A 22,335-nucleotide genomic window follows, 5' to 3' on the forward strand; every position below is an offset into this window, starting at 1 on the left:
TTAGATTCTGGCATAAATAATAATGTTTCGCTACGTTACTTTATTAGGTAACGGTGCCAGAGATGCATTTTTGCGGTGCGCCATTCGCGCCAGTGCAGGGCTGCGGGATTGGCAGGAAAATCGAGCCGCAATTCGCCGGTTTTGGCAGTGTCCAGTAATTTTATGTCATGCGCTTCGTAACGTTGGGTGACGCTGGGATGCGGGTGATTGAAGCGGTTACGATAGCCACTGGTAACGATCCCAAGCGCGGGCGCCACCGCTTGTATGAATGCTGGGCTGGACGAGGTTTTACTGCCGTGATGCGGTAACAGTAACACTTCTGCCTGTAAAGCAGTGCCCTGCTTGAGTAACCATTTTTCGGCGGGGCGTTCAATATCGGCAGTCAATAACACGCTGTGAGCGGCATTTGCTATTTTCAATACACACGAGCGGTTGTTCTCCTTGGTGTCGAGGAAATCCACAGCGGGGTGTAAAACCGTGAAAGTTACGCCATCCCACTGCCATGAATGCCCCGCCACGCATAAATTGGGGTGATGATGCGGGAGTATGTCGGTGCTACTGACCAGCAGATTCGTGACGGGTAGGGCGTTCAGCAATGCGTTAGCGCCACCGCTGTGATCGTTATCCGCATGAGACACGATTAAAGTGTCGACTTGGTGAATGCCTTGCCCGCGCAACCACGGCAACACCACCAATTCGCCGGTATCAAAACTGTCCGACACTTTGGGACCTGTATCAAATACCAAGGTATGGTTGGCGGTTTGCACCACGCTTGCCAAGCCTTGCCCCACATCCAGCACGCTGAGGCGAAACGCTCCCGGCGCTATCTTGGGTGGCTGATACAAGATCAGCGGGAGCATTAGCAACCCACCCAGCCAACGCCCCGGTACACCACGCGGCAACCACAACAGCATGAATCCTACCAGAGCTAACACTAGCCAAGGCAAGGGAATCAACGGCACGTAGACCGACGACAAGGGCAGGGCGGCGAGCCATTCCAATACCCACATCAGCCATTCCAGCAATGCGGCGGCAACTGTCCAAATCCACATGGCGGCGGTTTCCCACCAACCGGCAAATACCATGCCCAGCAATACCAACGGCGTGACCACAAAAGTAACGATGGGAATGGCCAGCAAGTTTGCGATAGGCGAACTGAGTGAAATCATCCCGAAAAAGCCTGCCGCCAGTGGCAGTGTTCCCAGCGACAACACCAACTGCATCCAGACGACGGATGCTTTCCCCAGTTTACGCTGACGCATTCCCAAAAATGCCAGCAACGCTACCGTCAAAAACGATAACCAAAAGCCCACTGCCAAACTCGCCAAGGGGTCGAGCAGCAATACCAGCAACAGCGCGATGCTCATGGTGATACTGAACGGCACTTGCCGCCGCCACACCAAGCCCGCCATCACCACCAGCAACATAATCAGGGTGCGTTGCGTGGGAATATTAAACCCTGCCAGCAATGCATACGCCGTTGCCAATACCCCACCGGATAATCCAGCCGCCACCCGCAATGGCAACCACAAATACAATGCCGGAAACAAACGCCAAATTCCCCACACCGGCAAAATGCCCAAGCCTGCCACCATCGTAATGTGCAAGCCCGAAATCGCCAGTAAATGAATCGTTCCGGTTTGGCGCAACACTTCCCATTGTTGCTGCGGAATGCTGGCGGTATACGCAATCGCCAACCCCTGCACCAAGCCAGTCATGCCCGAATCAGGCAGTGCCGCTGCGATTTTTTCCTGCAATTGTTGGCGCAAATAATTCGGTTGCCACCATGCTGCTGGAGCTAAACGCTGATTATCCGCCGATTCGCGCACGTAGCCGCTGCCACCGATGCGCTGTGAAAACAGCCATTGTTCGTAATCAAAGCCATTCGGATTCATGAAACCGTTGGGGCGTTTGCCACGAATCAGCAATTGCCAACGCTCACCCGCTTGCAGTGTGGGTGCATCCTCCGCGTACCAGGCGACGCGCAAACGTCCTTGATAGGTGGCGCTATCGCTATCAAACAGAAAACTGCTGCCATCTGCCCGCCGTTCGGGTACCTCCGCAATCGCGCCAGTGAGCAGAATATCTTCACCCTCCCACGCAGCGGGGAGCCAATCAGCCCTCACGCCAGCGGCTACCCACAATGCATAAACACTGCCTAATAACACGCCAGCCAATAAAATAGCGGTTTGTCGGTGCCGGTAATGCCATGCCGCAGCAATCAAGCCACTGCCACCAACAACACTTCCCCAAAACAGCGCATCGAACAGCGGTAGGCGCGGCAGTACCCATAAGACGAGCGTGCCAATAAAAAAACTCACTGAAAAGGTGCGCATATTTTGCAAACCATGGATAATGAATGACCTTAATTGTTATTGCTGTTAAAAGTTCATGCCGCGAAAATTTTTGCGTAAGCTATTTCCTAACCCTGACAAACTGAAAGAACACAAGCATCTCCAGTTTTTGGGCGATACCCTGCACCTGCCGTGTCTATGGCATTTGAATCGCCGCAATGTAGCCTCGGCTTTTGCGATCGGTTTGTTTTGCATGTGGATTCCCGTGCCATTCCAGTCGATTATCGCCGCATTATTAGCCGTTTTCTTTCGAGCGAATTTACCCTTGGCGGTGGTATTGGTGTTTGTGACCAATCCCGTAACCATGCCACCGATGTTGTACGGTGCTTATTTGGTGGGCGCTGCGATTGTGGGGCACCCGCCCGGCGGTTTCAACTTTGAGCCTAGCTTGGATTGGCTCATGAATGGGTTGATTCTCATTTGGAAGCCATTTTTGTTGGGTATTTTTATCACGGCAATATTGTCATCCGTTGCGGGCTACTACGGCGTGCATTTGCTCTGGCGCTTGCATCTGCTCAGGCATTTAAGAGAGCGGCGCGAACGCAAAAACCGTCCAGTACCGCCGCCAACAGATGACCAAGATTCAACTGATTAGGCGCTAGTTAATACGCCATCAGTCAAACGGTAAACGGTATCCATTTTTGCCGCCAATTGCAGGTCGTGGGTAACAACCACGAACGCCGTGCCTAACGCTTCGTTCAAGCTTTGCATTAAGTTGAACACATTGTCAGCGGTGTGTTGGTCGAGATTGCCGGTGGGTTCGTCGGCTAACACGGCTTTGGGGCGCGTCACCAATGCGCGGGCAATCGCGGCACGTTGGCGTTCCCCGCCGGAAAGCTGGGCAGGTTTGTGGTCAAGACGCTCTTGCAAGCCGACTTTTGCCAATATATCGCTGGCTTGAGCGCTGGCTTCCGCCACTTTCATCCCGCGAATCAGCAAGGGCATGGCGACGTTTTCCAACGCGGTGAATTCGGGCAGTAAATGGTGAAATTGGTAGATAAAACCCATCGACTCGTTACGCAATACGCCGCGTTCGGTATCGGACAATTGATCCATGCGTTTGCCGAGGACTTCTACATGCCCGGTGGATGGCAAATCCAAACCGCCCATTAAGTGCAGTAAAGTGCTTTTGCCGCTGCCTGAACTGCCTAAAATAGCAACTTTTTCCCCTTCATGAATCGCCAAATCCACCCCGCGCAATACCTGCACATCCAGCCGCCCTTCGGTGAAACGTTTGCCCAATTGTTGGCAAGAAATAATCACTTTACTCATAACGCAATGCCTCCGCAGGCTGGACTTTGGACGCACGCCAAGCTGGGTAAAGCGTCGCGAGAATGGACATAAACAAAGCACTCAAGGCAATCACCATCACATCGCCGGGGTTGACCCGTGATTCAAGTTCGCTAATGAAATACACATCGGCGTTGATGAAATGGGTATCAAACAAACGTTCCAGAAACGGTACAATCACATCCAGATTGGTGGAGAGTAACACGCCTAACGCCACGCCAATCAAGGTGCCAAACACGCCAATTAAAGTGCCTTGTACCATGAAAATTTGCATAACCCGTCCTGACGACAGCCCCAATGTGCGCAAAATAGCAATGTCGCCTTCCTTATCGGTAACGACCATCACCAAGGTAGACACCAGGTTAAACGCCGCTACCGCAATGATCAGCAGCAAAATAATAAACATCACCGACTTTTGCGCTTGAATGGCTTTAAACTGGTTTTTGTTCAAATTTGTCCAGTCATTTGCCCACATATCCGGCCATGCTTGCCCCATGCGTTGCAAAATCGTTTCGGCGGTTTTGGGGGCAAGGTACAAATCATCCAGCGTCATGCGTAAACCCGTCACATCGGCGTTCATCCCGAAGGTTTTTGCGGCGTCTTCAAGGTTCACGTAAGCGGATGTGGTGTCAAATTGCTGCATATCCACTCGAAAGATTGCCACAATCGTGAAACGCTGCAATGCGGGCATTTCGCCGGTTTCCAGCGCATTTTCGCTAGGGCTGACGAGGGTTAGGGCATCGCCGACATCGACTTTCAGCTCCTTTGCCATGGTTGCGCCGATCGCAATGTTGAAACTGCCCGGTTGCAATTTCATCATGTCGCCTTTGTCTTTGACAACGTGCTGGAATACGGTGCTCACGTTTTGTTCCAGCTCCGGCACAATGCCTTGCAGGACAGCAGCGCGGGCTTCGTCGCCCTGATTCAACATGGCGGGCTTTTCAATGAACGGCGAAACCGCTTTGACATGCGGGAAATCGAGCAGTTCTTTCTGCACGTTTTGCCAGTCGGATACGCCCAAATCGTGTTCGGATACCGTGACGTGCGCCAACATACCCATAATGCGTTCACGCATGGTTTGCTCGAAACCGTTCATCACGGAAAGGACGGTGATCAGCACCAGTACGCCAATCGCGATGCCGATCATCGACGCCAAAGAGATAAAGGAGATGAAATGCTTTTGCCGCTGCGAACGGGTGTAACGCAAGCCGACAAACAGCTCCATGGGCTGGAACATTTTACTCATAGCGCAGTGACTCCGCCGGTTGGATTTGCGAGGCACGCCAAGCGGGATAAATCGTTGCCAATACCGAGGCAATCAGCGAGGCAACCCCGATCCAAATCACGTTTTCCCAGCGCATATCGGAGGGGATTTCGCTGATGTAAAACACGTCAGATGAAAAGATTTTGAAGCCGAAGGTGTTTTCCAAAAACGGAATCACGGTATCAATATTGAGCGATAGCCACACGCCCAAGCCCACGCCAACCAGTGTGCCGAAGATGCCAATGATACTGCCTTGAATCATGAAGATGCGCATAATGCGCTGACCGGACATGCCGAAGGTGCGCAGAATGGCAATGTCCGATTCTTTATCATTCACCGCCATCATCAGCGAAGCGACCAGATTGAAGAGCGCCACGCATACCACCAAAAACAGAATCAAGGTCATCGCAATGCGTTCGGTTTTGACGGCACGGAAGAAACTGCCGTGTTCTTCGCTCCAATCCACGACCTCAAATTCTTTGCCTAACTGGGTTTGCAACTCATGCCCGATGGCGGGCGCGGCGAATAAATCATCCAGCTTTAAGCGTATCCCGCCGATATTGTCACCCAAGCGAAACAGCCGCGAGGCATCGCTGAGTTCCACAAAGCCGGTCATGCCGTCGTATTCGGGGTGTCCGATTTGGTAGATGCCGGTGACGGTAAAGCGTTTTAAGCGCGGTAATATGCCCGCAGGCGTCACTTGCACTTGCGGCACAATGACCGTGACTTTATCGCCGGGCATGACGCCGAGTGCGGTCGCGACTTCGACACCTAAAACAATGCCGTAATCACGCGGGGCGAGGCTGTTGAAACTGCCTTCCAGCATTTTGAAATTGACATCGCTGACTTGGCTTTGCAGTTTGGGATCAATGCCTTGCAGCACAATGCCACGCATGAGATTACCATTGGTCAGCATGACTTGTTTTTGCACATAAGGAGCCGCGCCAATGACGTGTTGCTGTGCCTTTAGTCCGTCAATTTTTGCCGTCCAATCCGTGAGTTGCCCATTTGTCCCCGAAACCGTGACATGGGAAACCACACCCAGTATCTTGTCTCTGAGTTCCTTTTCAAACCCGTTCATGATCGACAAGACCGTGATCAGCACCATGACTCCCAGCAGGATGCCGAGCATGGAGGCAAACGAGATGAACGAGATGAAACGGTTACGCCGCTGTGAATGCGTGTAGCGCTGTCCGATAAATAATTCGAGTGGTGTAAACATGGGTGGCGATTGTACAGGTGATGAGTGTCGTTTAATAGTGAAGTATCGGGAGATCAGACATGCGTTTGTCGAAATGGTTTAGTGCTGTGTTGCTGGCGATGGCTTTTTTCGCCAATACTGCGTTTGCGGACTATCCCAGCCGTGGCATGAGCATGAACGGTGTTAAGGCGCAATACGGCGAACCGCAGTCGGTACGTCAATCGGCTGATCCGGTCAAAAAGCGCTGGCCTCGGATTACGGTATGGCAATATGGCACGTTCTCGGTGTATTTCGAGCGGCATACGGTGTTGCATACAGTCGTGCATTGAGCGTGAAGCCTTAGGTGGGTTGAATCAGCAGTAATAACAGCCCTGCCAGTAGGTAATACGCCGCAAACTGGACGGTGAGCGGCTTTTTGAATTCCTCTGGAATGTATTCATCCACGAAGGGAAAAAAGTAGCGCACGCCACCGATAATCAGTGCGGTGACTCCCCCTAAGACCAGCATGAAGCCAACGGCTGCCAGTAAACTCATCATAATCATTTTCCTCGCTGAACGGGCTGAATAGGTGTTTTATCGTGGATTAATGGTATCATTTTGCTTAACTCATGACTGGATAGGCACCATGGAAATCATTAAAAATTCTGCTATTCGCCCCGAATTGCTGCAATCCCTAATCGACTATGCAGAGCATGGCATTACGATTGCCGAGCGCGAAGGCAATGACACGATTTTGTTGTATGTTAATCGTGCGTTTGAACAAATGACAGGCTATAACGCGGAAGATTGTTTGTATCAGGATTGCCGGTTTTTGCAAAGTGATGACCGTGACCAAGCCGAACTCAACCGAATTCGCATCGCCATCGAATCTGAACAGCCCGTCAGAGTGGTTTTACGCAATTACCGCAAAGATGGCACCCTCTTCTGGAATGATTTGAGCATCAGCCCATTCTTCGATGAAGAAGAGGGCGTGATGTATTATATCGGTGTACAAAAAGACGTAACCGAGCTGGTATCTTTGCAGATCGAATTGGCTGAAGTCAAAGCGCGTTTGGCGGCACTGGGTGGCTGAGTGCCTTCATGCCAGAAAATTCAGGGGTGTGTGGCTATGCCCCGGCAACAAACTGGCGAGTTGAGTGTTACCCAAATGTTTGCTGGCAATTTCTCCAAAAATATCCCGAAAGTCGACTGAGTGTGCCAGATAACGTCCCTTGTAAAGTTGTGCTTTCTCCAAACCCGGCCATTGTCCGTACACGCCGCTATTTACCCCTCCACCAATAGCAAACCAGCATCCCGCGTTGCCGTGGTCAGTGCCTTGGCTGCCATTTTCTTCTGCTGTGCGCCCAAATTCGGTCATGGTTAGAATCATGACATCCTGCATGGCAGTGCCTAAATCGGCATACAACGCCGCAATTCCGTCTGCAAAAATCTTCAGCATAGTGGCTTGATAACCGACTTGGTTGCCTTGGGCATTGTGCGTATCCCAGCCGCCCAGATTCACGGTTGCCAACTCCAAGCCGACGCCGGATTTGATTAATTGTGCCGCTTGACGCAATTGCGTGCCAAACGTATTGGCAGGGTAAATCGCGCCATTGGCGGGTGCATAGCCTTTCACATCCAACTGTTGCACCAGTGCGAGGTCAGCGAATAAAGTGCGCCCAGCATTTTGGATACGCATCCCGTTATGACCACCCAAGTGCGGGTTTTGCGCGTAAATCTTCTGCAAGCGAGCCGTCATGCGTTGCTCGGCGGTGGCGGCCATATCCAAGTCGAACGTGGCTAAATCATTGAAGGACGACACCGATACCTTACCGCGCAGCGCTTGATCGATGCCTGTGCCGAAGCTCACGCCGCGCATTCCGCTGCTATTGCTGGAAGCTTCTAAATGGCGATTCAGCCAGCCGTTGCTGGTTTTGCTGATGACACCGCTTTCGATAAATTGCTCACTGTCGAAATGCGAGAGGCTGGCGTTGGGGTAATGCGTTGCGGGAAAGACTGCCACATTGCCTTGCTGATACAGCTTGTGTAAGGCACTCATCGCGGGGTGCAAGCCAAAAAAGCCGTTTAAATCCAATGCGCCACCGCTTTGCCCAGCGCGAGGAATCGCAATGGTGGGGCGCAAGTTGTAATACACTGCATCCCCATAAGGCACGGCGACATTCAAGCCATCACAGCCGCCGCGCTGGAAAATCACGATCAGGCTTTTCGGTGCTGCCGCTGCTTGAGCGGTGGCAATGCCCGGCATTCCATTGGCGAACCACGCGCTGCCCGCGACGGTGGATGACAGCATGTACTTTAAAAAATCACGACGTTGCATAGTGTTTCCCCGCCTTATTGGTAGTTGAATTCCGGGTAACTCAAAACAGTGCCCACGGTTTCGCGAATTCGCGCCTCGGCATTGCTGGCATTCGGGTTGAATACACCTTCTGCATTCAGCACTTCTAGCGCGGTTTGCCATTCCAGTTCGGCGTAATAACCACCGATTGTCCAATTCAGCAAATCGCTGGCAATGCTTTCGGCGGTGACAGCCTGCTGCGGATTGAATAGTTTGGCGGTATCCAAATAAGTCGCACCGCTACGCGCATTCGCTAACAGATTGACGAAGCGTACCCGCTCTTGCAGGGCGGCTGAACTCACCCAGTCATCGCCGGTATCGGAGTAGCCAGTCGGTAAGGAGTATTGGTATAAATCCATGCCCATGCGTTTCACTGCTGCGGGTAAATCGGCATAAGTGCCTTGGGCGTGGGTCGCACGCACGCTGGCGGTGACAAATTCCAGCGGTGTTTTGACTTTGCTATTAATGTTTTCTGTCGCGTAAAACTCTGGCGAAGTCAGTATTACCCGCAACACTTGCGCGATTTGATCCGGTGCTGATGCTTGCGCCAAGAATGTGTCGGCACAACGCGCTTGCAGGCTGTTAACAGGTTGATCGCTGACAAAATACGTGACCAGTTTGGAACACAGGTAGTTAGCTGTGGCAGGGTGACGCGCTAGAATATCCAGCACCCGTTCGCCTTCATCCACGCCACCCGCTGGTATCGCATTGCCCCAGAAGACTTTGGCAACGCTGTTGTGTTGCACGGCATTGAAGAAGAAACGGTCATTCTGCACTTGCCAGCCGGTGAACACTTCCGCCAGCGTGTCCACTTCTTTCTGGGTGTAACCACCATCCACGCCCACCGTATGCAGTTCCAGTATTTCACGGGCATAGTTTTCGTTGGCATTGGCTTTGACGTTTTTCACGCTGTCGAGGTAATACAACATCGCAGGGCTTTTGGCACTCGCACCGAGTAGGTTGCGGAAGTTGCCGAGTGCATTGGCGCGGAACACGTCGTTTTCTGCCAATTCGTACAGCAGCTTATTGCCGGTTTTGCGGAAATCGGTGTTGAAATGGTTATCCCAGAACCACGTCATCACTTCCTGTAACTGGCGGCGGCTGCCGATCATGCGTTGCAAGGTCGCGGTTTGGAATTCCGCTAAAGTGACGGGGTTGGAATTTGCCATGCTTGCCGCAAACACGCTGTCATCCAGTGTGGTCGGGTTGAGTTGTTGCTCTAGGAACGCGGTCGTGCCTAATTGCGTGACTTCTTGTAACAGGGCATCGGTAATGCCAAACGTGGTGCGACTGAGGAGTTGGCGGTTTTCTTCGTGTGCGCCAGCGACGTTGAGCGCCAGCGTGCTGGTACTTTGTTTGCCGCTGGTGTCGGTAGCTATCAGGGTGATAGTAATTTTGCTGTCTTGGCTGAGAATGCCGTTGGGCAGGGCATACGCCCAGTGACCGGCGGGTGTTGGCGTAAGATTTTTAGGCGTTACCAATACGTTGCCGCCCTCTTGCGCAACCGAGAGTTGCACGGTGCTGACGGCGGTATCATCGGTAACACTGCCTTGCAGCAAGAAGCCCGTTTTCAACACCGTTTCATCGGCGTGGTGGGAACTGATGGTAATGCTGGGAGCATTTTCATCGGCGAGCACTTGGTAGCTGCGGGTGACGCGGGTGGTATTGCCAGTCACATCAAACGCCGTGGCGGTGACATTAAGGATTTCTCCGATTTGCAGGGCATTGCTGTTAATCGGCAGTTTCCAGTTACCCGTGACTTTATCCAAGGTCGCGGTTTGCGTGGAGGTGAGGCTGCCACTCACGAGGTTAATGTCAATTTTATCCAGCGCTTTGTCATCGCTGGCTTTGCCACTGAGTTCAAAGCCGACATTGCCGACGTTGGTTTTGCTGGGGGAGAGGATTTCAAGCACAGGTGGTTTGAGATCCAATTCACCTTTGTCGGCGCGACCAACCGCAAACGTTACTGCGCCTGCATTAGTGATAATGCGGCTGTAGGGATACTGTTTGTTGGCAAACGGGTTGTAGGCTTTGAATACGTGGCGCGTGCCTTTGCGCAGGGTTTCTAGGTCAAAAATGGCTTGCCCGTTGGTATCGGTTGTGCCGTTTTTGAGCCATGTGAGCTTGCCGTCGGTGGAAATTTCATAAGCATCAATACGCTGATTGGGCATGATGGCATTGCCGTTATCGCGGTCAACGAGGGTAACGGGGGTTGTACCCACGGGAAAATCAGCGCTATAGGTTTGGGCTGGGAACGGTGCGGTCATGGTTCTGCCCGTGTTATACGGCGTGACACTCAGTACAAAATTCAAGCCTGCTTGGGATAGCAATTCGGAATCAATGACGGCAACGCCCGTGGCATCGGTCTTGGCAGAGCTGCGCCAAATGTAAGGCCAAGTGGTTGTATTGCCAGCTTGTATTTCTTGCAAGGTAACGTCTTTGTCGGCTAAGGGCGTAGAGGTTATGGCATTGTAGAGTGTTACTGCCATGAGGCGTGTGCCGACTAGGAAGGTATACGCGCCCGCTTTATTGAGCGTTTGGCTGCTCTTGTAGCGTTGCGTCACGGGGTGCATGGCTTGTAGGAAGAATTTGCGCCCTTTATCTAAGCCGGGCAGGTCGATTTTCAAGTTGCCTTGTGCGTCGGTGGTAGCTTTGTTGAACCAAGTGGTCGTGCCGTCTGCCATGTTTTCGCGAATATGCACATCCAGATTGGGTAGTAATGCGCCATCTGCTTGTGTGCCGTCTTTGACCGTGACTTGCAAACTGCCCACGCCGAATTCAAACGCGGTGCTGCTGGTGATGTCGTTGCTCCATGCGCCAAAGTTATTGAAGGCGGTTGCTTGCAGGCGGATTGTGCCGCCATTGCTTAGTTCGGGCAGGTCAAAGCTAGTGCGTCCGTTGGCATCGGTGGTTTGGCGGGTGATATATTCCAGTTTGTCGCCTGCAACCACGCGGTAGGCAGTGATTGGGATATTGGCTAATGTATTGCCATTACTGATGTCTTTGAGAGTGACGGGCAAGGGTTGGCTGCCCACGGTAAACGTATATTCGCCTGCTTGTTGCAAAGGTTGACTGGTTTTCCAGGTTTGGTTAAACGGGCTTTTGGCTTTGAGAACGTAGGTGCGGTTGTCATTCTGTGCAAACAGGCTCAGGCGTAACAGACCTGTGGCATCGGTGGTGGCTTCGCTGCGCCACACTTCTTTGCCATCCGCCATTTTTTCAGCGATTGTTACTTTTTGATTGGCTAAGGGCTGGGCAGATGCTTGTGTGTTATCTATCACCTTGACCTGCGTTTCACCGACCTTGAACTCCATAGCGCCGGGTTGGTTGATAATGGGGCTGGCAGCACGGTAAGCGTTGTAGGGGGCGGCAAATAATTGTGCTTTGTCACCCTCCATCAGTTCGGGAAGGTCGAAACGCACTTGACCGTTGGCATCTGTGCTGGTTTCGGTGCGCCAAACGCTCGTGCCGTCTGCTTTAATGCGGTAAGCCGTGACTTTTACTGCTGGAATCACCGCGCCAGAAACGGCGTCTTTCAGGGTGGCTTGCAGCAAGGGTGTGCCGACTTGGAAGGTCTGTTGCTGCCCCGCTTGCAGCGGTTGGCTGACTTTGTAAGCGTTGTTGAAGGTGCTTTTGGCTTCGAGACGGAACTGACGGTTGGGTGGCAGATTCAGGCGTAATTGCCCTTTCGCATCGGTGGTAACACTGGCAAACCATGCCGCTTTGCCGTCGCTTAATAATTCCCGGACTTGTACGCCGTAGTTGGCTAATGGGGGCAATGCAGCTTGAATACCGTCGACAAGGGTGGCAACCGTGTCACCGAGGGTAAAGTTTGCTGAGCCGGGTTGCGTATAGGTTTGCTGTGGCGGTAAAACCGTTGAATACTTTGGCGTTCAAAGTGACGGGGATACCTTGGCTGAGTGCTTCGAGTTCAAAGATTACCAGCCCGCTGCTGTTGGTTTTGAGATTGTCTAGCCAGATGGCTTTGCCGTTTTCTTGCCTGTAAGCCGTGACGCTGATGTCAGTTAGCGGCTGTTGGGTCAACGCATCCAATAGGGTGACGTTTAGCAGGGGGAGGCCGACGCGGAATGTCATTGCTCCGGCGGTCTCGATCACGGCACTTTGACGGGTTTTGTTAGCACGCGAGCTTTTGGCTTGTAAAACATAGCGTTTGCCTGCGCCTAAACCATCCAAGCTGAAAGCGACTTGCCCATTGGTGTCGGTTTTGGCTTTGGTGCGCCAGACGTTGCTACCGTCAGCTAACACTTCGCGCACATTGATTTCATAATTGGCTAAGGAAGCATCAGCGTTGGTGCCATCGACAACTTGCACGGTGAGATTGGGGGCAACTGCTGCATGGGCAGCGGGCAGTAAACACGTCAGCAGCATCAGGAGTAGCAGTAATCCCCTGTGCAAGTAATGGCGGTTGGTCATGGCTTACCCTCGCGTTAGTAAGATGGGACGGTGTTGGGGGTTGATGCTGCTTTGGCATCGTCCGCTTGGCGCAGCGCGGTGTTTAAGCGTTCGATTTCTTGTTGTTGTTGCGCTAACTGCTCTTCTAAGTCGGTGAGGGTGTTGGTGGTCGTGGCAACTTGCTTGGCGTTGGTGTCTTGGGTTAGCGCATCCAGTTGCTGGGTTTTTTCGGCAAGCTGTTGCTGGTTTTGCTGTAAACGTTGTTCCGCATCGTTCAATTTGGCTTGCAAAGCTTCTAACGCCAGTTGTTGTTGCTGGAATTGTACAGGCAATGGGTCGGCAGCGGCGTTGTCTGCGACAGGTGGAACAGGCGGGCAGTTGTTCTCGCCAGTGTTGGAGGTGTTACAGCCAGCTAAGTTAAGACATATACCCAGTGCTATCCAGACCCGATGTTTGCGCGTTTTCATTAGTTTTTTGTATGTAATTGGGAGTTTCACTATTAAAGCAAACTTGCAGTGTGATGGGAATAGCTTAAGCTGATATTCATTAATTTTTCTTATTGGATAACGTGTGCGCAAAAAAAGCCTCGTTTCCGAGGCTTTTTTCTAAGTGGGTTTTTTTTAACCCATTGCCAACATCAGTTTATTCAAACGGTTAACGAAACCTGCCGGATCGTCGAGTTGACCGCCTTCTGCCAAAATCGCTTGATCCAGCAAAATGCTTGACCATTCGCCAAAACGTTCGTCATCCGTTTCGGCTTCCATGCGCTTCAACAACGGATGCGTTGGGTTGATTTCCAGCGCAGGCTTGGTGTCAGGCATTTCGTGACCGGCTTGTTTCATCAATTGCTGCATGTACAGCGCCATGTCGTGGTCGTTCAACACGATGCACGACGGGGAAGTGGTCAAACGGTGCGAGACGCGCACGTCGCCAACTTTTTCGCCCAATGCCGTTTTGATGTGCTCGACCATGTTTTTGGCTTCGGCTTCGACTTTTTCCTGCGCTTTCTTGTCTTCCTCGGTTTCGAGGGCGGACAGGTCAAGTTGGCCTTTGGCGACGGATTGCAGCGATTTGCCTTCAAATTCCATCAAATGCTGTACTAGCCATTCGTCTACGCGGTCGGACAGTAACAACACTTCGATGCCTTTTTTGCGGAAGACTTCCAGATGCGGGCTGTTTTTCGCGGCAGTGTGGCTGTCGGCAGTGATGTAGTAGATTTTGTCCTGACCTTCCTTCATGCGAGCCATGTAGTCCGGCAAGGAGACGGTTTGTTCGGCACTGTCATCCAGTGTGGAGGAGAAGCGCAGCAACTTGGCGATTTGTTCGCGGTTGCTGAAGTCTTCGCCGGGGCCTTCTTTGAGGACTTTGCCGAATTCTTTCCAGAACTTTTGGTATTTGTCTGGCTCGTTGGCAATCATGTTTTCCAGCAAACCAATGATTTTTTTCACTGAGGCATTTTTCATGTTCTCAATGATTTTATTGCCTTGCAGGATTTCACGCGACACGTTCAGCGGCAGGTTGCTGGAATCCAGCACCCCGCGCACGAAACGTAAGTAACGTGGCATCAACTTGAATTCTTTGTCTTCCATGATGAAAACGCGCTGTACGTACAGCTTCAAGCCGTGGGTATTGTCGCGGTCGAACATATCGAACGGGGCTTTGGATGGCAGGTACAGCAAAGAGGTGTATTCGGAGTTGCCTTCGATGCGGTTGTGTGACCACGCCAGCGCGTCTTCCCAGTCGTGCGAAACGTGCTTGTAGAATTCTTGGTATTCCTCATCCGTCACTTCGGATTTGGCGCGTGTCCAGAGTGCGTTGGCTTTGTTGACGGTTTCCCATTCATCCTTGATTTCACCCGCTTCGGTTTTACGCATGTTCACCGGCAGCGGAATGTGGTCGGAATATTGACGGATGATATTGCGCAAACGCCAGCCGTCTGCCAACAGCTTTTCGTTTTCTTTGAGGTGCAGGACAATTTCTGTACCGCGCGTGGCTTTTTCGACCTGTTCCAGTGAGTAGCCGGATTGCGCGTCGGATTCCCAGCGCACGCCTTCGGAAGCGGCATCCCCAGCGCGGCGCGTGGTCAGTGTCACTTTGTCGGCAACGATGAAAGAGGCGTAGAAGCCTACCCCAAACTGCCCGATCATGTGCGAGTCTTTTTTCTCGTCGCCGGTCAGTTTGCTCAAGAATTCTTTGGTGCCGGATTTGGCAATCGTGCCGATATTGGTCACAACTTCATCGCGGTTCATGCCGATGCCGTTGTCACGCACGGTAATTGTGCCAGCGGCTGCGTCGAATTCGACTTCCACGCGCAATTCGCTGTCAGTTTCGTAGAGGCTGTCGTTGCCAATAGCTTCAAAACGCAGCTTGTCGCAGGCATCCGAACCGTTGGATACCAACTCGCGCAGGAAAATTTCCTTGTTGGAATACAGCGAGTGAATCATCAGGTGTAACAGTTGATTCACTTCGGTTTGAAATTGCAGGTTTTCTTTGTTGCTCGTTGCTGTCATGGGGTATGCGTCCTCACATCTTGTATATTTCGATGTCGGCAAGATGGGGGATGGCAGGAGGATTTCAAGGGGTATTGATGATTTTTGCGGTGTATCTGTCATGCCAGTACAAAAAAATCTTGCGTTTCATTTTAATGACGCTATACTTTGCACCCTTCAGCGACAGGCGTATAGCTCAGTTGGTTAGAGCACCACCTTGACATGGTGGGGGTCGTTGGTTCGAGTCCAATTACGCCTACCACTTTCGTACACAACCACTATAACCACGTGACCCCTCGTATAGGCCACCACTGGAGCACAATATGCCAGTCATTACTCTCCCCGACGCAAGTCAACGTTCTTACGATGCCCCCCTTTCTGTGCTTGCCGTTGCTGCCGATATTGGCGCAGGTCTGGCTAAAGCAACGCTTGCAGGCAAAGTAAACGATCAATTGGTTGATGCCAGCTATGTCATTGATCACGATGTTTCCCTGAGTATCATCACCGCGAAAGATGTCGAAGGCTTGGATATTATCCGCCATTCCGCCGCGCACTTGATGGCTCAAGCGGTCAAACAATTATTCCCTGAAGTACAAGTTACCATTGGCCCCACGGTCGAAAACGGCTTTTACTACGATTTTGCCTCCCCCCGCCCGTTCACGCCCGAAGATTTACAGGCGATCGATGCGCGGATGCAAGATTTAATCAAGCAAGACATCCCTGTTGAGCGCAGCACCCTGTCACGCGATGAAGCCGTGAGCTTCTTTTTGAACATGGGTGAAAAGTACAAAGCGGAAATCATCGAAGGCATTCCTGCCGATCAAACGCTGTCGCTCTACCGCCAAGGCGAGTTCATCGACCTGTGCCGTGGGCCACACGTACCCAGTACGGGTAAAATTCCTTCCGTTAAAGTGATGAAGGTGGCAGGCGCATACTGGCGTGGCAACTCGAAAAACGAAATGCTGCAACGCATTTACGGCACGGCGTGGGCAAACAAAAAAGAGTTGCAAGCCTACCTGACGATGTTGGAAGAGGCTGAAAAGCGCGACCACCGTAAACTCGGTCGCCAATTGGATTTGTTCCATTTCGACGAACAAGCTCCCGGTGCAGTTTTTTGGCATCCCAAGGGTTGGACAGTGTTCCAAGCTCTAATCGGTTACATGCGCCAACGCCAGCAGCGGGCTGGTTACGTGGAAGTGAATACCCCCGATGTCATGGATCGTAGTCTGTGGGAAACCTCCGGTCACTGGTTTAACTACCGTGACAATATGTTCACCACCACGACTGAAGACGAGCGCGTTTTCGCCCTGAAACCGATGAACTGCCCCGGTGGTATGTTGATGTTTTCACAGGGTTTGAAAAGTTACCGCGATTTACCATTGCGGATGGCGGAATTTGGTAAAGTACACCGTTACGAACCGTCCGGTGCATTACACGGCTTGATGCGTGTGCGTCACTTCACTCAGGACGATGCGCACATCTTCTGTACCGAAGACCAAATGGCGCAAGAGTGCAAAGATGTGGTGGCGTTGGTGCTCGACATTTACAAAGAATTTGGCTTTGAAAATGTTCACATCAAACTCTCGACGCGCCCAGAAAACCGCATCGGTTCGGATGAAAGCTGGGACATACTTGAACATGCCCTTGGCAATGCCCTCGATAGCATGAATTTGCCCTACACGTTGTTCCCCGGCGAAGGCGCATTTTACGGCCCGAAACTGGAATTCGTGTTGCGTGATGCCATCGGGCGTGATTGGCAGTGTGGTACATTGCAAGTAGACATGAGCTTGCCAGAACGTTTTGACTTGACTTACGTGGCCGAAGACAATACCCGCAAACGTCCGGTCATGTTGCATCGCGCGTTGTTCGGTTCATTGGAGCGCTTCACTGGCATTCTGATTGAGCATTACGAAGGGCGTTTCCCGCTCTGGTTAGCACCAACGCAAGCAGTCGTGATGAATATCACGGACAAACAAGCCGATTTCGTGCAAGATGCCACCAAGCAATTGCTTGATGCGGGTATTCGCGCTGTATCAGACTTGAGAAATGAAAAAATTGGCTTTAAAATCCGTGAACACACGATGCAACGTGTCCCCTACCTGTTGGTAGTCGGAGATCGCGAAGTGGAAACACAATCTGTAGCCATGCGCACCCGTTCCGGTAAAGAATTAGGAACCTTCCCAGTGGCGGAAGTTTTACAACGTCTGAACGCGGAAATTGCTGCACGTCGCTTATCACTATCTGAGGATTAAACTTATCGCTCTCGAAAAAGAACATCGTATTAACGACGATATTAACGTTCCTAAAATTCGTCTGATTGATGCGGAAGGTGAGAACCAAGGCGTCGTTTCTTTACGCGACGCTTTGGAAATGGCTTACGACGCCGAACTTGATTTAGTGGAAATCGTACCCAATGCGAAGCCGCCGGTTTGCCGCATTATGGATTACGGCAAATTCCGTTTCGATGAAAGCAAGAAAGCCGCGATAGCCCGCAAAAACCAGAAACAAGTGCAGGTCAAAGAAATCAAGATGCGTCCGGCAACGGATGAAGGCGATTACCAGATCAAGCTACGCAAACTCAAAGAGTTTCTGGAAGAAGGCGATAAAGTTAAAGTTACCCTGCGCTTTAAAGGCCGTGAAATGGCTCACAAAGAGCTGGGGATGGATGTCCTCAAGCGCGTTGAGAAAGAGCTGGAAGAAGTCGCCGTTGTGGAACAATTCCCACGTCTCGAAGGCCGTCAAATGGTCATGATGCTCGGCGCGAAAAAGAAACCGGCGGCTTAACGCCGGAACACCATCCTGTTAAGGCAAGGCACTCTTGCAGGATGTTTTATCTACCTTATGAAAAGGAGACCAAGATGCCTAAGATGAAAAGTAGCCGTGCTGCGGCTAAACGTTTCAAGAAAACCGGCAGTGGCTTGTTTAAACGCAAGCAATCACACCTGCGTCATATCTTGACCAAGAAATCCACCAAGCGTAAGCGTCATTTGCGTTCAGGCGACAACTTCGTTGTTGCAGCCGACCACGGCAATGTGCAAAAAATGCTGCCCTACGCGTAATCAGGAGGATTTAAAACATGGCAAGAGTTAAACGTGGTGTAACGGCACATGCCCGTCACAAGAAAATCCTCAAGCTGGCTAAAGGTTACTACGGTGCTAGAAGCCGGGTCTACCGGGTTGCGCATCAAGCAGTCATCAAGGCTGGTCAATACGCATTCCGCGACCGCCGTCAGAAAAAACGCCAATTCCGCGCTTTGTGGATCGTGCGTATTAATGCCGGTGCACGGATGTTCGGTCTGTCTTACAGCCGCATGATGAATGGTTTGAAGAAAGCCAATGTTAGCCTTGACCGTAAGGTTTTGGCTGATCTGGCAGTCCACGACATCACGGCGTTCGGTGCAGTCGCAGAGAAGGCAAAAGCTGCCCTAGCTGTTTAAGCTGCATTAAGATGCACTGAAAAATACCCGTATAACGGGTGAGCAAGGCGGGGAAAGGTGTTACTTCTCTCCGCCTTTTGCTTTTTACCGATAACCCTCTACATTAAGGAAATCGTCGTGCAAAGTTTGCTGGAATTGATGGGCCAAGCCCACGAGCAGATTTCGCAAGCCGTCAGCCTCGCCGCGTTGGATCAGGTGCGTGTGCAGTATCTAGGCAAGACAGGTTTGTTGACCGAGCAACTCAAGCAATTGGGCAAGTTACCGCATGAAGCGCGTAAAACGGCGGGTGCGGAAATCAATACTGCCAAGCAAGCCTTGACTCTTGCGATTGAAGACCGCAAGCAAAGCCTGCAAGCGGAAGCCTTGAGTGCGCGTTTGCAAGCGGAAAAGGTGGATGTCACCTTGCCCGGTCGCCGCATGGATACGGGCAGTTTGCACCCTGTTACCCAGACGATTCAACGCATTAGCGAAATCTTCGCACAGTTGGGTTTTAGTTTGGCAGAAGGCCCTGAGATTGAAGACGATTTTCACAATTTTACCGCTTTAAATATACCGGAATCGCATCCGGCGCGTGCTATGCACGACACATTCTATATGGATAGCGGCTTGCTGCTGCGTACCCATACTTCCTCCGTGCAAGTGCGTCATATGGAAAACAACCCGCCACCGTTGCGTATCATTTCGCCGGGTCGGGTGTACCGTTGTGATTCGGACATGACCCACAGCCCAATGTTCCACCAAGTGGAAGGGTTGATGGTGGATGAAGATGTCACTTTTGCGGATTTGAAAGGCATTCTCGAAGCCTTTTTTAAAGTCTTCTTTGAAGTGGATGAATTGCCGACGCGCTTCCGCGCCACGTTCTTCCCATTTACTGAGCCATCCGCCGAAACCGACATTCAGTGCGTGCATTGCGGTGGTGACGGTTGCCGCGTGTGCAAAGGCACGGGCTGGCTGGAAGTCATGGGGTGCGGCATGGTGCACCCGAACGTGCTGAAAAATGTCGGCATCGACAGCGAAAAATACACCGGCTTCGCGTTTGGTTTCGGGGTCGAACGTTTGGCGATGTTACGCTACCAAATCAATGATTTGCGCGTGATGTTTGATAACGACGTGCGTTTCTTGAAACAGTTTAGCTAAGCGGAGTAACCTTATGAAAGTCAGTGAAAAATGGCTGCGTGAGTGGATTGATACCCCGCTGACGCTGGATGCAATTGCCGACAAACTCACCATGTCCGGTTGCGAAGTGGAAGCGCGTGATGCAGTAGCTACCGCGTTCACCAATATCGTGGTGGGGCATGTTGTTGAACGTGAAAAACACCCTGATGCCGATAAACTCAGCGTCTGCAAAGTGGACAATGGGCGTGGCGAAATCCTGCAAATCGTTTGCGGTGCAAGCAATGTACGTGCAGGCATTAAAGTGCCGTTGGCGTTGATTGGAGCGGTATTACCACTACCCGATGGCACAGATTTAAAGATCAAAAAAGGCAAGCTGCGCGGTGTGGAGTCGTTCGGCATGTTGTGTTCATCGACCGAATTGGGCATGTCCGACAAGTCCGACGGCTTGTTGGAATTGCCGGATGATGCGCCCGTGGGCATGGACATTCGCGAGTATTTGCAACTCGACGACGAAGTGATCGAGCTGGCAATTACTGCAAACCGTGGCGATTGCATGAGCATGATTGGCGTGGCGCGTGAAACCGCTTTGGTGATGGATGTGCCGTTGAATGTGCCGGAAATCCCTGCGCAAACTGTTCAGCATACTGATACATTTCCGGTTGAATTATCAGCGACGGAGGCTTGCCCGCGTTATGTCGGGCGCATCATTCGCAATATCAACCCGCAAGCCGCTACACCGATTTGGATGCAGGAAAAACTGCGCCGTGCGGGTGTGCGTAGCATTTCTGCTACGGTTGACGTAACCAATTACGTGTTGCTGGAACTTGGTCAACCGATGCACGCTTTCGACCTCGACACGCTGCAAGGTGGCATTGTGGTGCGTTACGCGAATGCGGGCGAAACGCTGAAGTTGCTGGATGGGCAAACCGCGACCTTGCGTAATGATACGCTGGTGATTGCCGATGCCGCACAGCCGGTGGCGATGGCGGGCATTATGGGCGGCGAACCTACGTCAGTGACGGCTGCTACCTGCAATGTGTTTCTGGAAAGTGCGCATTTCCGCCCGGCAAAAATCATGGGCAAGGCACGTAGCTACGGTTTGCAAACCGATTCTGCTGCGCGTTTTGAGCGTGGTGTTGATCCCGATATGCCGGTTAAGGCAATGGAACGGGCGACCCAATTGATCGTGAGCATTTGCGGCGGCGAAGTCAGTACGTTGGTGGATACGGTAGCGGATGCTGGTGTATTGCAGCGCAAAACGATTTTGCTGCGTCCTGAACGTATTCGCCGGGTGTTAGGCGTGACGATGGACGCGGCGACGGTTGAAGGCGTGTTGGCGCGTTTGAATTGTGCATTCACTGCGGTGGAGTCGGGCTGGCAAGTGCAAGCGCCGTTGGCACGTTTCGACTTGAACATCGAAGAAGATTTGATCGAAGAGCTGGCGCGGGTGCGCGGTTATGATTCGATTCCGGCGGAATTGCGCCCGCGTGCGCCGCGTATTACTCAGCCGAGTGAAACAGCCGTAAAGCGTGAAAACTTGCGTCAACTACTGGTGGCGCGGGGTTATCAGGAAGCGGTTACGTTCAGTTTTGTTGACCCGAAAATGGAGCAAATCTTGGCGCCTGCGGTCGATAGCATTGCGCTGGCTAACCCCATTTCAGCCGATTTAGGGGTGATGCGCAGTACGTTGTGGTCGGGTTTATTGCGTGCGGTTGCCTATAACGTGAATCGGCAGCAAAGTCGGGTGCGTTTGTTCGAGATTGGTCCGGCATTTTCGCAGGGTGAAGACGGTAAACCGCAGCAAAAAACCATGCTATCCGGCGTATTGACCGGAAATCTTTACCCAGAACAATGGGGACAAGTGAACCGTCCGGTCGATTTCTACGACCTAAAGGGGGATGTGGAAGCATTGTTGGAGCAGGTGACAGGTACTCGCTTCCATTTTGCGCCCGTTGCTCATGCAGCCTTGCACCCCGGTCAGTCCGCACAAATGATGACGGATGCCGAAGTGGTTGGCTGGATGGGGATGTTGCACCCTAAAATTGAAGCACAGTTGGGCTTGGAACAGCCCGTGTATGTGTTTGAATTGAATATGCAGTTGCTGATGCAGAGGGTACTACCTAAGTATCAGGCGGTTTCTAAATTTCCAGCTATTCGACGTGATTTAGCGTTGTTAGTCAGGGATGATGCATTGGCCGTTGCGTTGGAAAATGCTGTGGAAAAAACAGCAATTCCGCAATTAGTGTCCTATTATTTATTCGATGTCTACACCGGCAAAGGTATACCAGAAGGCCAAAAAAGCGTTGCTTTGAGCTTGATTTTACAAGACTTTTCGCGCACTCTTGAAGATACAGAAATCAATCAGATCGTCGATACAATCGTTACTTCACTTCAGGATGAAGTGGGTGCGGTGTTGCGTTAAACAGGGAGAAAGTGC

Annotated in this window: 19 protein-coding genes and 1 tRNA gene; 10 read left to right on the forward strand and 10 right to left on the reverse strand. The window is 51.8% G+C overall.

From position 1 onward, the window contains the following. Positions 1-35: 35 nt before the first annotated feature. Positions 36-2,336, reverse strand: coding sequence for a DNA internalization-related competence protein ComEC/Rec2 (locus L3K52_10425; GenBank protein ID UOG90621.1), 2,301 nt, complete (start codon positions 2,334-2,336; stop codon positions 36-38). 55 nt (positions 2,337-2,391) lie between these two features. Here L3K52_10425 and L3K52_10430 point away from each other — a divergent pair, with 55 nt between their 5' ends. Then, a complete protein-coding gene (locus L3K52_10430; GenBank protein ID UOG90622.1) occupies positions 2,392-2,949 on the forward strand; it encodes a DUF2062 domain-containing protein in 558 nt (185 codons plus the stop codon). On the opposite strand, the gene lolD is transcribed toward L3K52_10430, so the two are convergent. Genes lolD through L3K52_10445 form a run of 3 tightly spaced genes read right to left on the reverse strand, consistent with a single transcriptional unit; the run spans position 2,946 to position 6,130 of the window. Continuing rightward, complete coding sequence (lolD, locus tag L3K52_10435; protein ID UOG90623.1) at positions 2,946-3,626, reverse strand: lipoprotein-releasing ABC transporter ATP-binding protein LolD; 681 nt, start codon at positions 3,624-3,626, stop codon at positions 2,946-2,948. The two genes, L3K52_10430 and lolD, sit on opposite strands and share 4 nt — an antisense overlap. Beyond that, positions 3,619-4,890 carry a lipoprotein-releasing ABC transporter permease subunit gene (locus L3K52_10440; GenBank protein ID UOG90624.1) on the reverse strand — a complete coding sequence of 424 codons (1,272 nt, stop codon included), beginning with the start codon at positions 4,888-4,890 and terminating at the stop codon, positions 3,619-3,621. The genes lolD and L3K52_10440 overlap by 8 nt, the downstream gene beginning before the upstream one ends. Further along, entirely contained in the window at positions 4,883-6,130 is a 1,248-nt protein-coding gene (locus L3K52_10445; GenBank protein UOG90625.1) for a lipoprotein-releasing ABC transporter permease subunit, read from the reverse strand. The genes L3K52_10440 and L3K52_10445 overlap by 8 nt, the downstream gene beginning before the upstream one ends. Before the next feature lie 59 nt (positions 6,131-6,189). Here L3K52_10445 and L3K52_10450 point away from each other — a divergent pair, with 59 nt between their 5' ends. Further along, a complete protein-coding gene (locus tag L3K52_10450; protein UOG90626.1) occupies positions 6,190-6,438 on the forward strand; it encodes a hypothetical protein in 249 nt (82 codons plus the stop codon). Between the two features lie 10 nt (positions 6,439-6,448). Here the strand turns inward: L3K52_10450 and L3K52_10455 are convergent, their stop codons facing one another. Further along, positions 6,449-6,646 (reverse strand): hypothetical protein, encoded by a 198-nt coding sequence (locus L3K52_10455; protein UOG90627.1) that lies wholly within the window; start codon positions 6,644-6,646, stop codon positions 6,449-6,451. 88 nt (positions 6,647-6,734) lie between these two features. Here L3K52_10455 and L3K52_10460 point away from each other — a divergent pair, with 88 nt between their 5' ends. Beyond that, complete coding sequence (locus L3K52_10460; protein UOG90628.1) at positions 6,735-7,181, forward strand: PAS domain-containing protein; 447 nt, start codon at positions 6,735-6,737, stop codon at positions 7,179-7,181. 6 nt (positions 7,182-7,187) lie between these two features. On the opposite strand, the gene L3K52_10465 is transcribed toward L3K52_10460, so the two are convergent. The 5 genes from L3K52_10465 to htpG all read right to left on the reverse strand — a co-directional run bounded on the left by L3K52_10465 (position 7,188) and on the right by htpG (position 15,367). Further along, on the reverse strand, positions 7,188-8,426 hold the full coding sequence (locus tag L3K52_10465) for a DUF1501 domain-containing protein (protein ID UOG90629.1): 1,239 nt from the start codon (positions 8,424-8,426) through the stop codon (positions 7,188-7,190). 14 nt (positions 8,427-8,440) lie between these two features. After that, positions 8,441-12,223 carry a DUF1800 family protein gene (locus L3K52_10470; GenBank protein UOG90630.1) on the reverse strand — a complete coding sequence of 1,261 codons (3,783 nt, stop codon included), beginning with the start codon at positions 12,221-12,223 and terminating at the stop codon, positions 8,441-8,443. Positions 12,224-12,260: 37 nt separating this feature from the next. Beyond that, positions 12,261-12,878 (reverse strand): hypothetical protein, encoded by a 618-nt coding sequence (locus tag L3K52_10475; GenBank protein UOG90631.1) that lies wholly within the window; start codon positions 12,876-12,878, stop codon positions 12,261-12,263. A gap of 14 nt (positions 12,879-12,892) precedes the next feature. Then, positions 12,893-13,324 (reverse strand): hypothetical protein, encoded by a 432-nt coding sequence (locus L3K52_10480; GenBank protein ID UOG90632.1) that lies wholly within the window; start codon positions 13,322-13,324, stop codon positions 12,893-12,895. Between the two features lie 153 nt (positions 13,325-13,477). Further along, positions 13,478-15,367 carry a molecular chaperone HtpG gene (gene htpG / locus L3K52_10485; GenBank protein UOG90633.1) on the reverse strand — a complete coding sequence of 630 codons (1,890 nt, stop codon included), beginning with the start codon at positions 15,365-15,367 and terminating at the stop codon, positions 13,478-13,480. Positions 15,368-15,531: 164 nt separating this feature from the next. On the opposite strand from htpG, the gene L3K52_10490 reads away from it, so the two are divergent. The 7 genes from L3K52_10490 (at position 15,532) to pheT (ending at position 22,320) form a co-directional block, all read left to right on the forward strand. Then, positions 15,532-15,608, forward strand: a tRNA-Val gene (locus tag L3K52_10490). Between the two features lie 61 nt (positions 15,609-15,669). Next, positions 15,670-17,598 (forward strand): threonine--tRNA ligase, encoded by a 1,929-nt coding sequence (gene thrS / locus L3K52_10495; GenBank protein UOG90634.1) that lies wholly within the window; start codon positions 15,670-15,672, stop codon positions 17,596-17,598. Between the two features lie 4 nt (positions 17,599-17,602). After that, positions 17,603-18,130, forward strand: coding sequence for a translation initiation factor IF-3 (gene infC, locus L3K52_10500; GenBank protein UOG93995.1), 528 nt, complete (start codon positions 17,603-17,605; stop codon positions 18,128-18,130). Between the two features lie 74 nt (positions 18,131-18,204). Further along, entirely contained in the window at positions 18,205-18,405 is a 201-nt protein-coding gene (gene rpmI / locus L3K52_10505) for a 50S ribosomal protein L35 (protein ID UOG90635.1), read from the forward strand. 17 nt (positions 18,406-18,422) lie between these two features. After that, on the forward strand, positions 18,423-18,782 hold the full coding sequence (gene rplT, locus L3K52_10510; GenBank protein UOG90636.1) for a 50S ribosomal protein L20: 360 nt from the start codon (positions 18,423-18,425) through the stop codon (positions 18,780-18,782). 117 nt (positions 18,783-18,899) lie between these two features. Further along, complete coding sequence (gene pheS / locus L3K52_10515; GenBank protein UOG90637.1) at positions 18,900-19,919, forward strand: phenylalanine--tRNA ligase subunit alpha; 1,020 nt, start codon at positions 18,900-18,902, stop codon at positions 19,917-19,919. Between the two features lie 13 nt (positions 19,920-19,932). After that, a complete protein-coding gene (gene pheT, locus L3K52_10520) occupies positions 19,933-22,320 on the forward strand; it encodes a phenylalanine--tRNA ligase subunit beta (GenBank protein UOG90638.1) in 2,388 nt (795 codons plus the stop codon). Positions 22,321-22,335: the final 15 nt, after the last annotated feature.

It is taken from the genome of Candidatus Thiothrix sulfatifontis (genome assembly GCA_022828425.1).
GTDB lineage: Bacteria > Pseudomonadota > Gammaproteobacteria > Thiotrichales > Thiotrichaceae > Thiothrix > Thiothrix sulfatifontis.

Bases quoted from the DNA above. Each gene is read 5' to 3' on its own strand.
- L3K52_10425 (UOG90621.1), bottom strand. From the start codon at position 2,336: ATGCGCACCTTTTCAGTGAGTTTTTTTATTGGCACGCTCGTCTTATGG.
- L3K52_10465 (UOG90629.1), bottom strand. From the start codon at position 8,426: ATGCAACGTCGTGATTTTTTAAAGTACATGCTGTCATCCACCGTCGCG.
- L3K52_10450 (UOG90626.1), top strand. From the start codon at position 6,190: ATGCGTTTGTCGAAATGGTTTAGTGCTGTGTTGCTGGCGATGGCTTTT.
- L3K52_10445 (UOG90625.1), bottom strand. From the start codon at position 6,130: ATGTTTACACCACTCGAATTATTTATCGGACAGCGCTACACGCATTCA.
- L3K52_10460 (UOG90628.1), top strand. From the start codon at position 6,735: ATGGAAATCATTAAAAATTCTGCTATTCGCCCCGAATTGCTGCAATCC.
- rpmI (UOG90635.1), top strand. From the start codon at position 18,205: ATGCCTAAGATGAAAAGTAGCCGTGCTGCGGCTAAACGTTTCAAGAAA.
- L3K52_10440 (UOG90624.1), bottom strand. From the start codon at position 4,890: ATGAGTAAAATGTTCCAGCCCATGGAGCTGTTTGTCGGCTTGCGTTAC.
- L3K52_10475 (UOG90631.1), bottom strand. From the start codon at position 12,878: ATGACCAACCGCCATTACTTGCACAGGGGATTACTGCTACTCCTGATG.
- L3K52_10455 (UOG90627.1), bottom strand. From the start codon at position 6,646: ATGATGAGTTTACTGGCAGCCGTTGGCTTCATGCTGGTCTTAGGGGGA.
- L3K52_10430 (UOG90622.1), top strand. From the start codon at position 2,392: ATGCCGCGAAAATTTTTGCGTAAGCTATTTCCTAACCCTGACAAACTG.
- L3K52_10480 (UOG90632.1), bottom strand. From the start codon at position 13,324: ATGAAAACGCGCAAACATCGGGTCTGGATAGCACTGGGTATATGTCTT.
- thrS (UOG90634.1), top strand. From the start codon at position 15,670: ATGCCAGTCATTACTCTCCCCGACGCAAGTCAACGTTCTTACGATGCC.
- rplT (UOG90636.1), top strand. From the start codon at position 18,423: ATGGCAAGAGTTAAACGTGGTGTAACGGCACATGCCCGTCACAAGAAA.
- lolD (UOG90623.1), bottom strand. From the start codon at position 3,626: ATGAGTAAAGTGATTATTTCTTGCCAACAATTGGGCAAACGTTTCACC.
- htpG (UOG90633.1), bottom strand. From the start codon at position 15,367: ATGACAGCAACGAGCAACAAAGAAAACCTGCAATTTCAAACCGAAGTG.
- pheT (UOG90638.1), top strand. From the start codon at position 19,933: ATGAAAGTCAGTGAAAAATGGCTGCGTGAGTGGATTGATACCCCGCTG.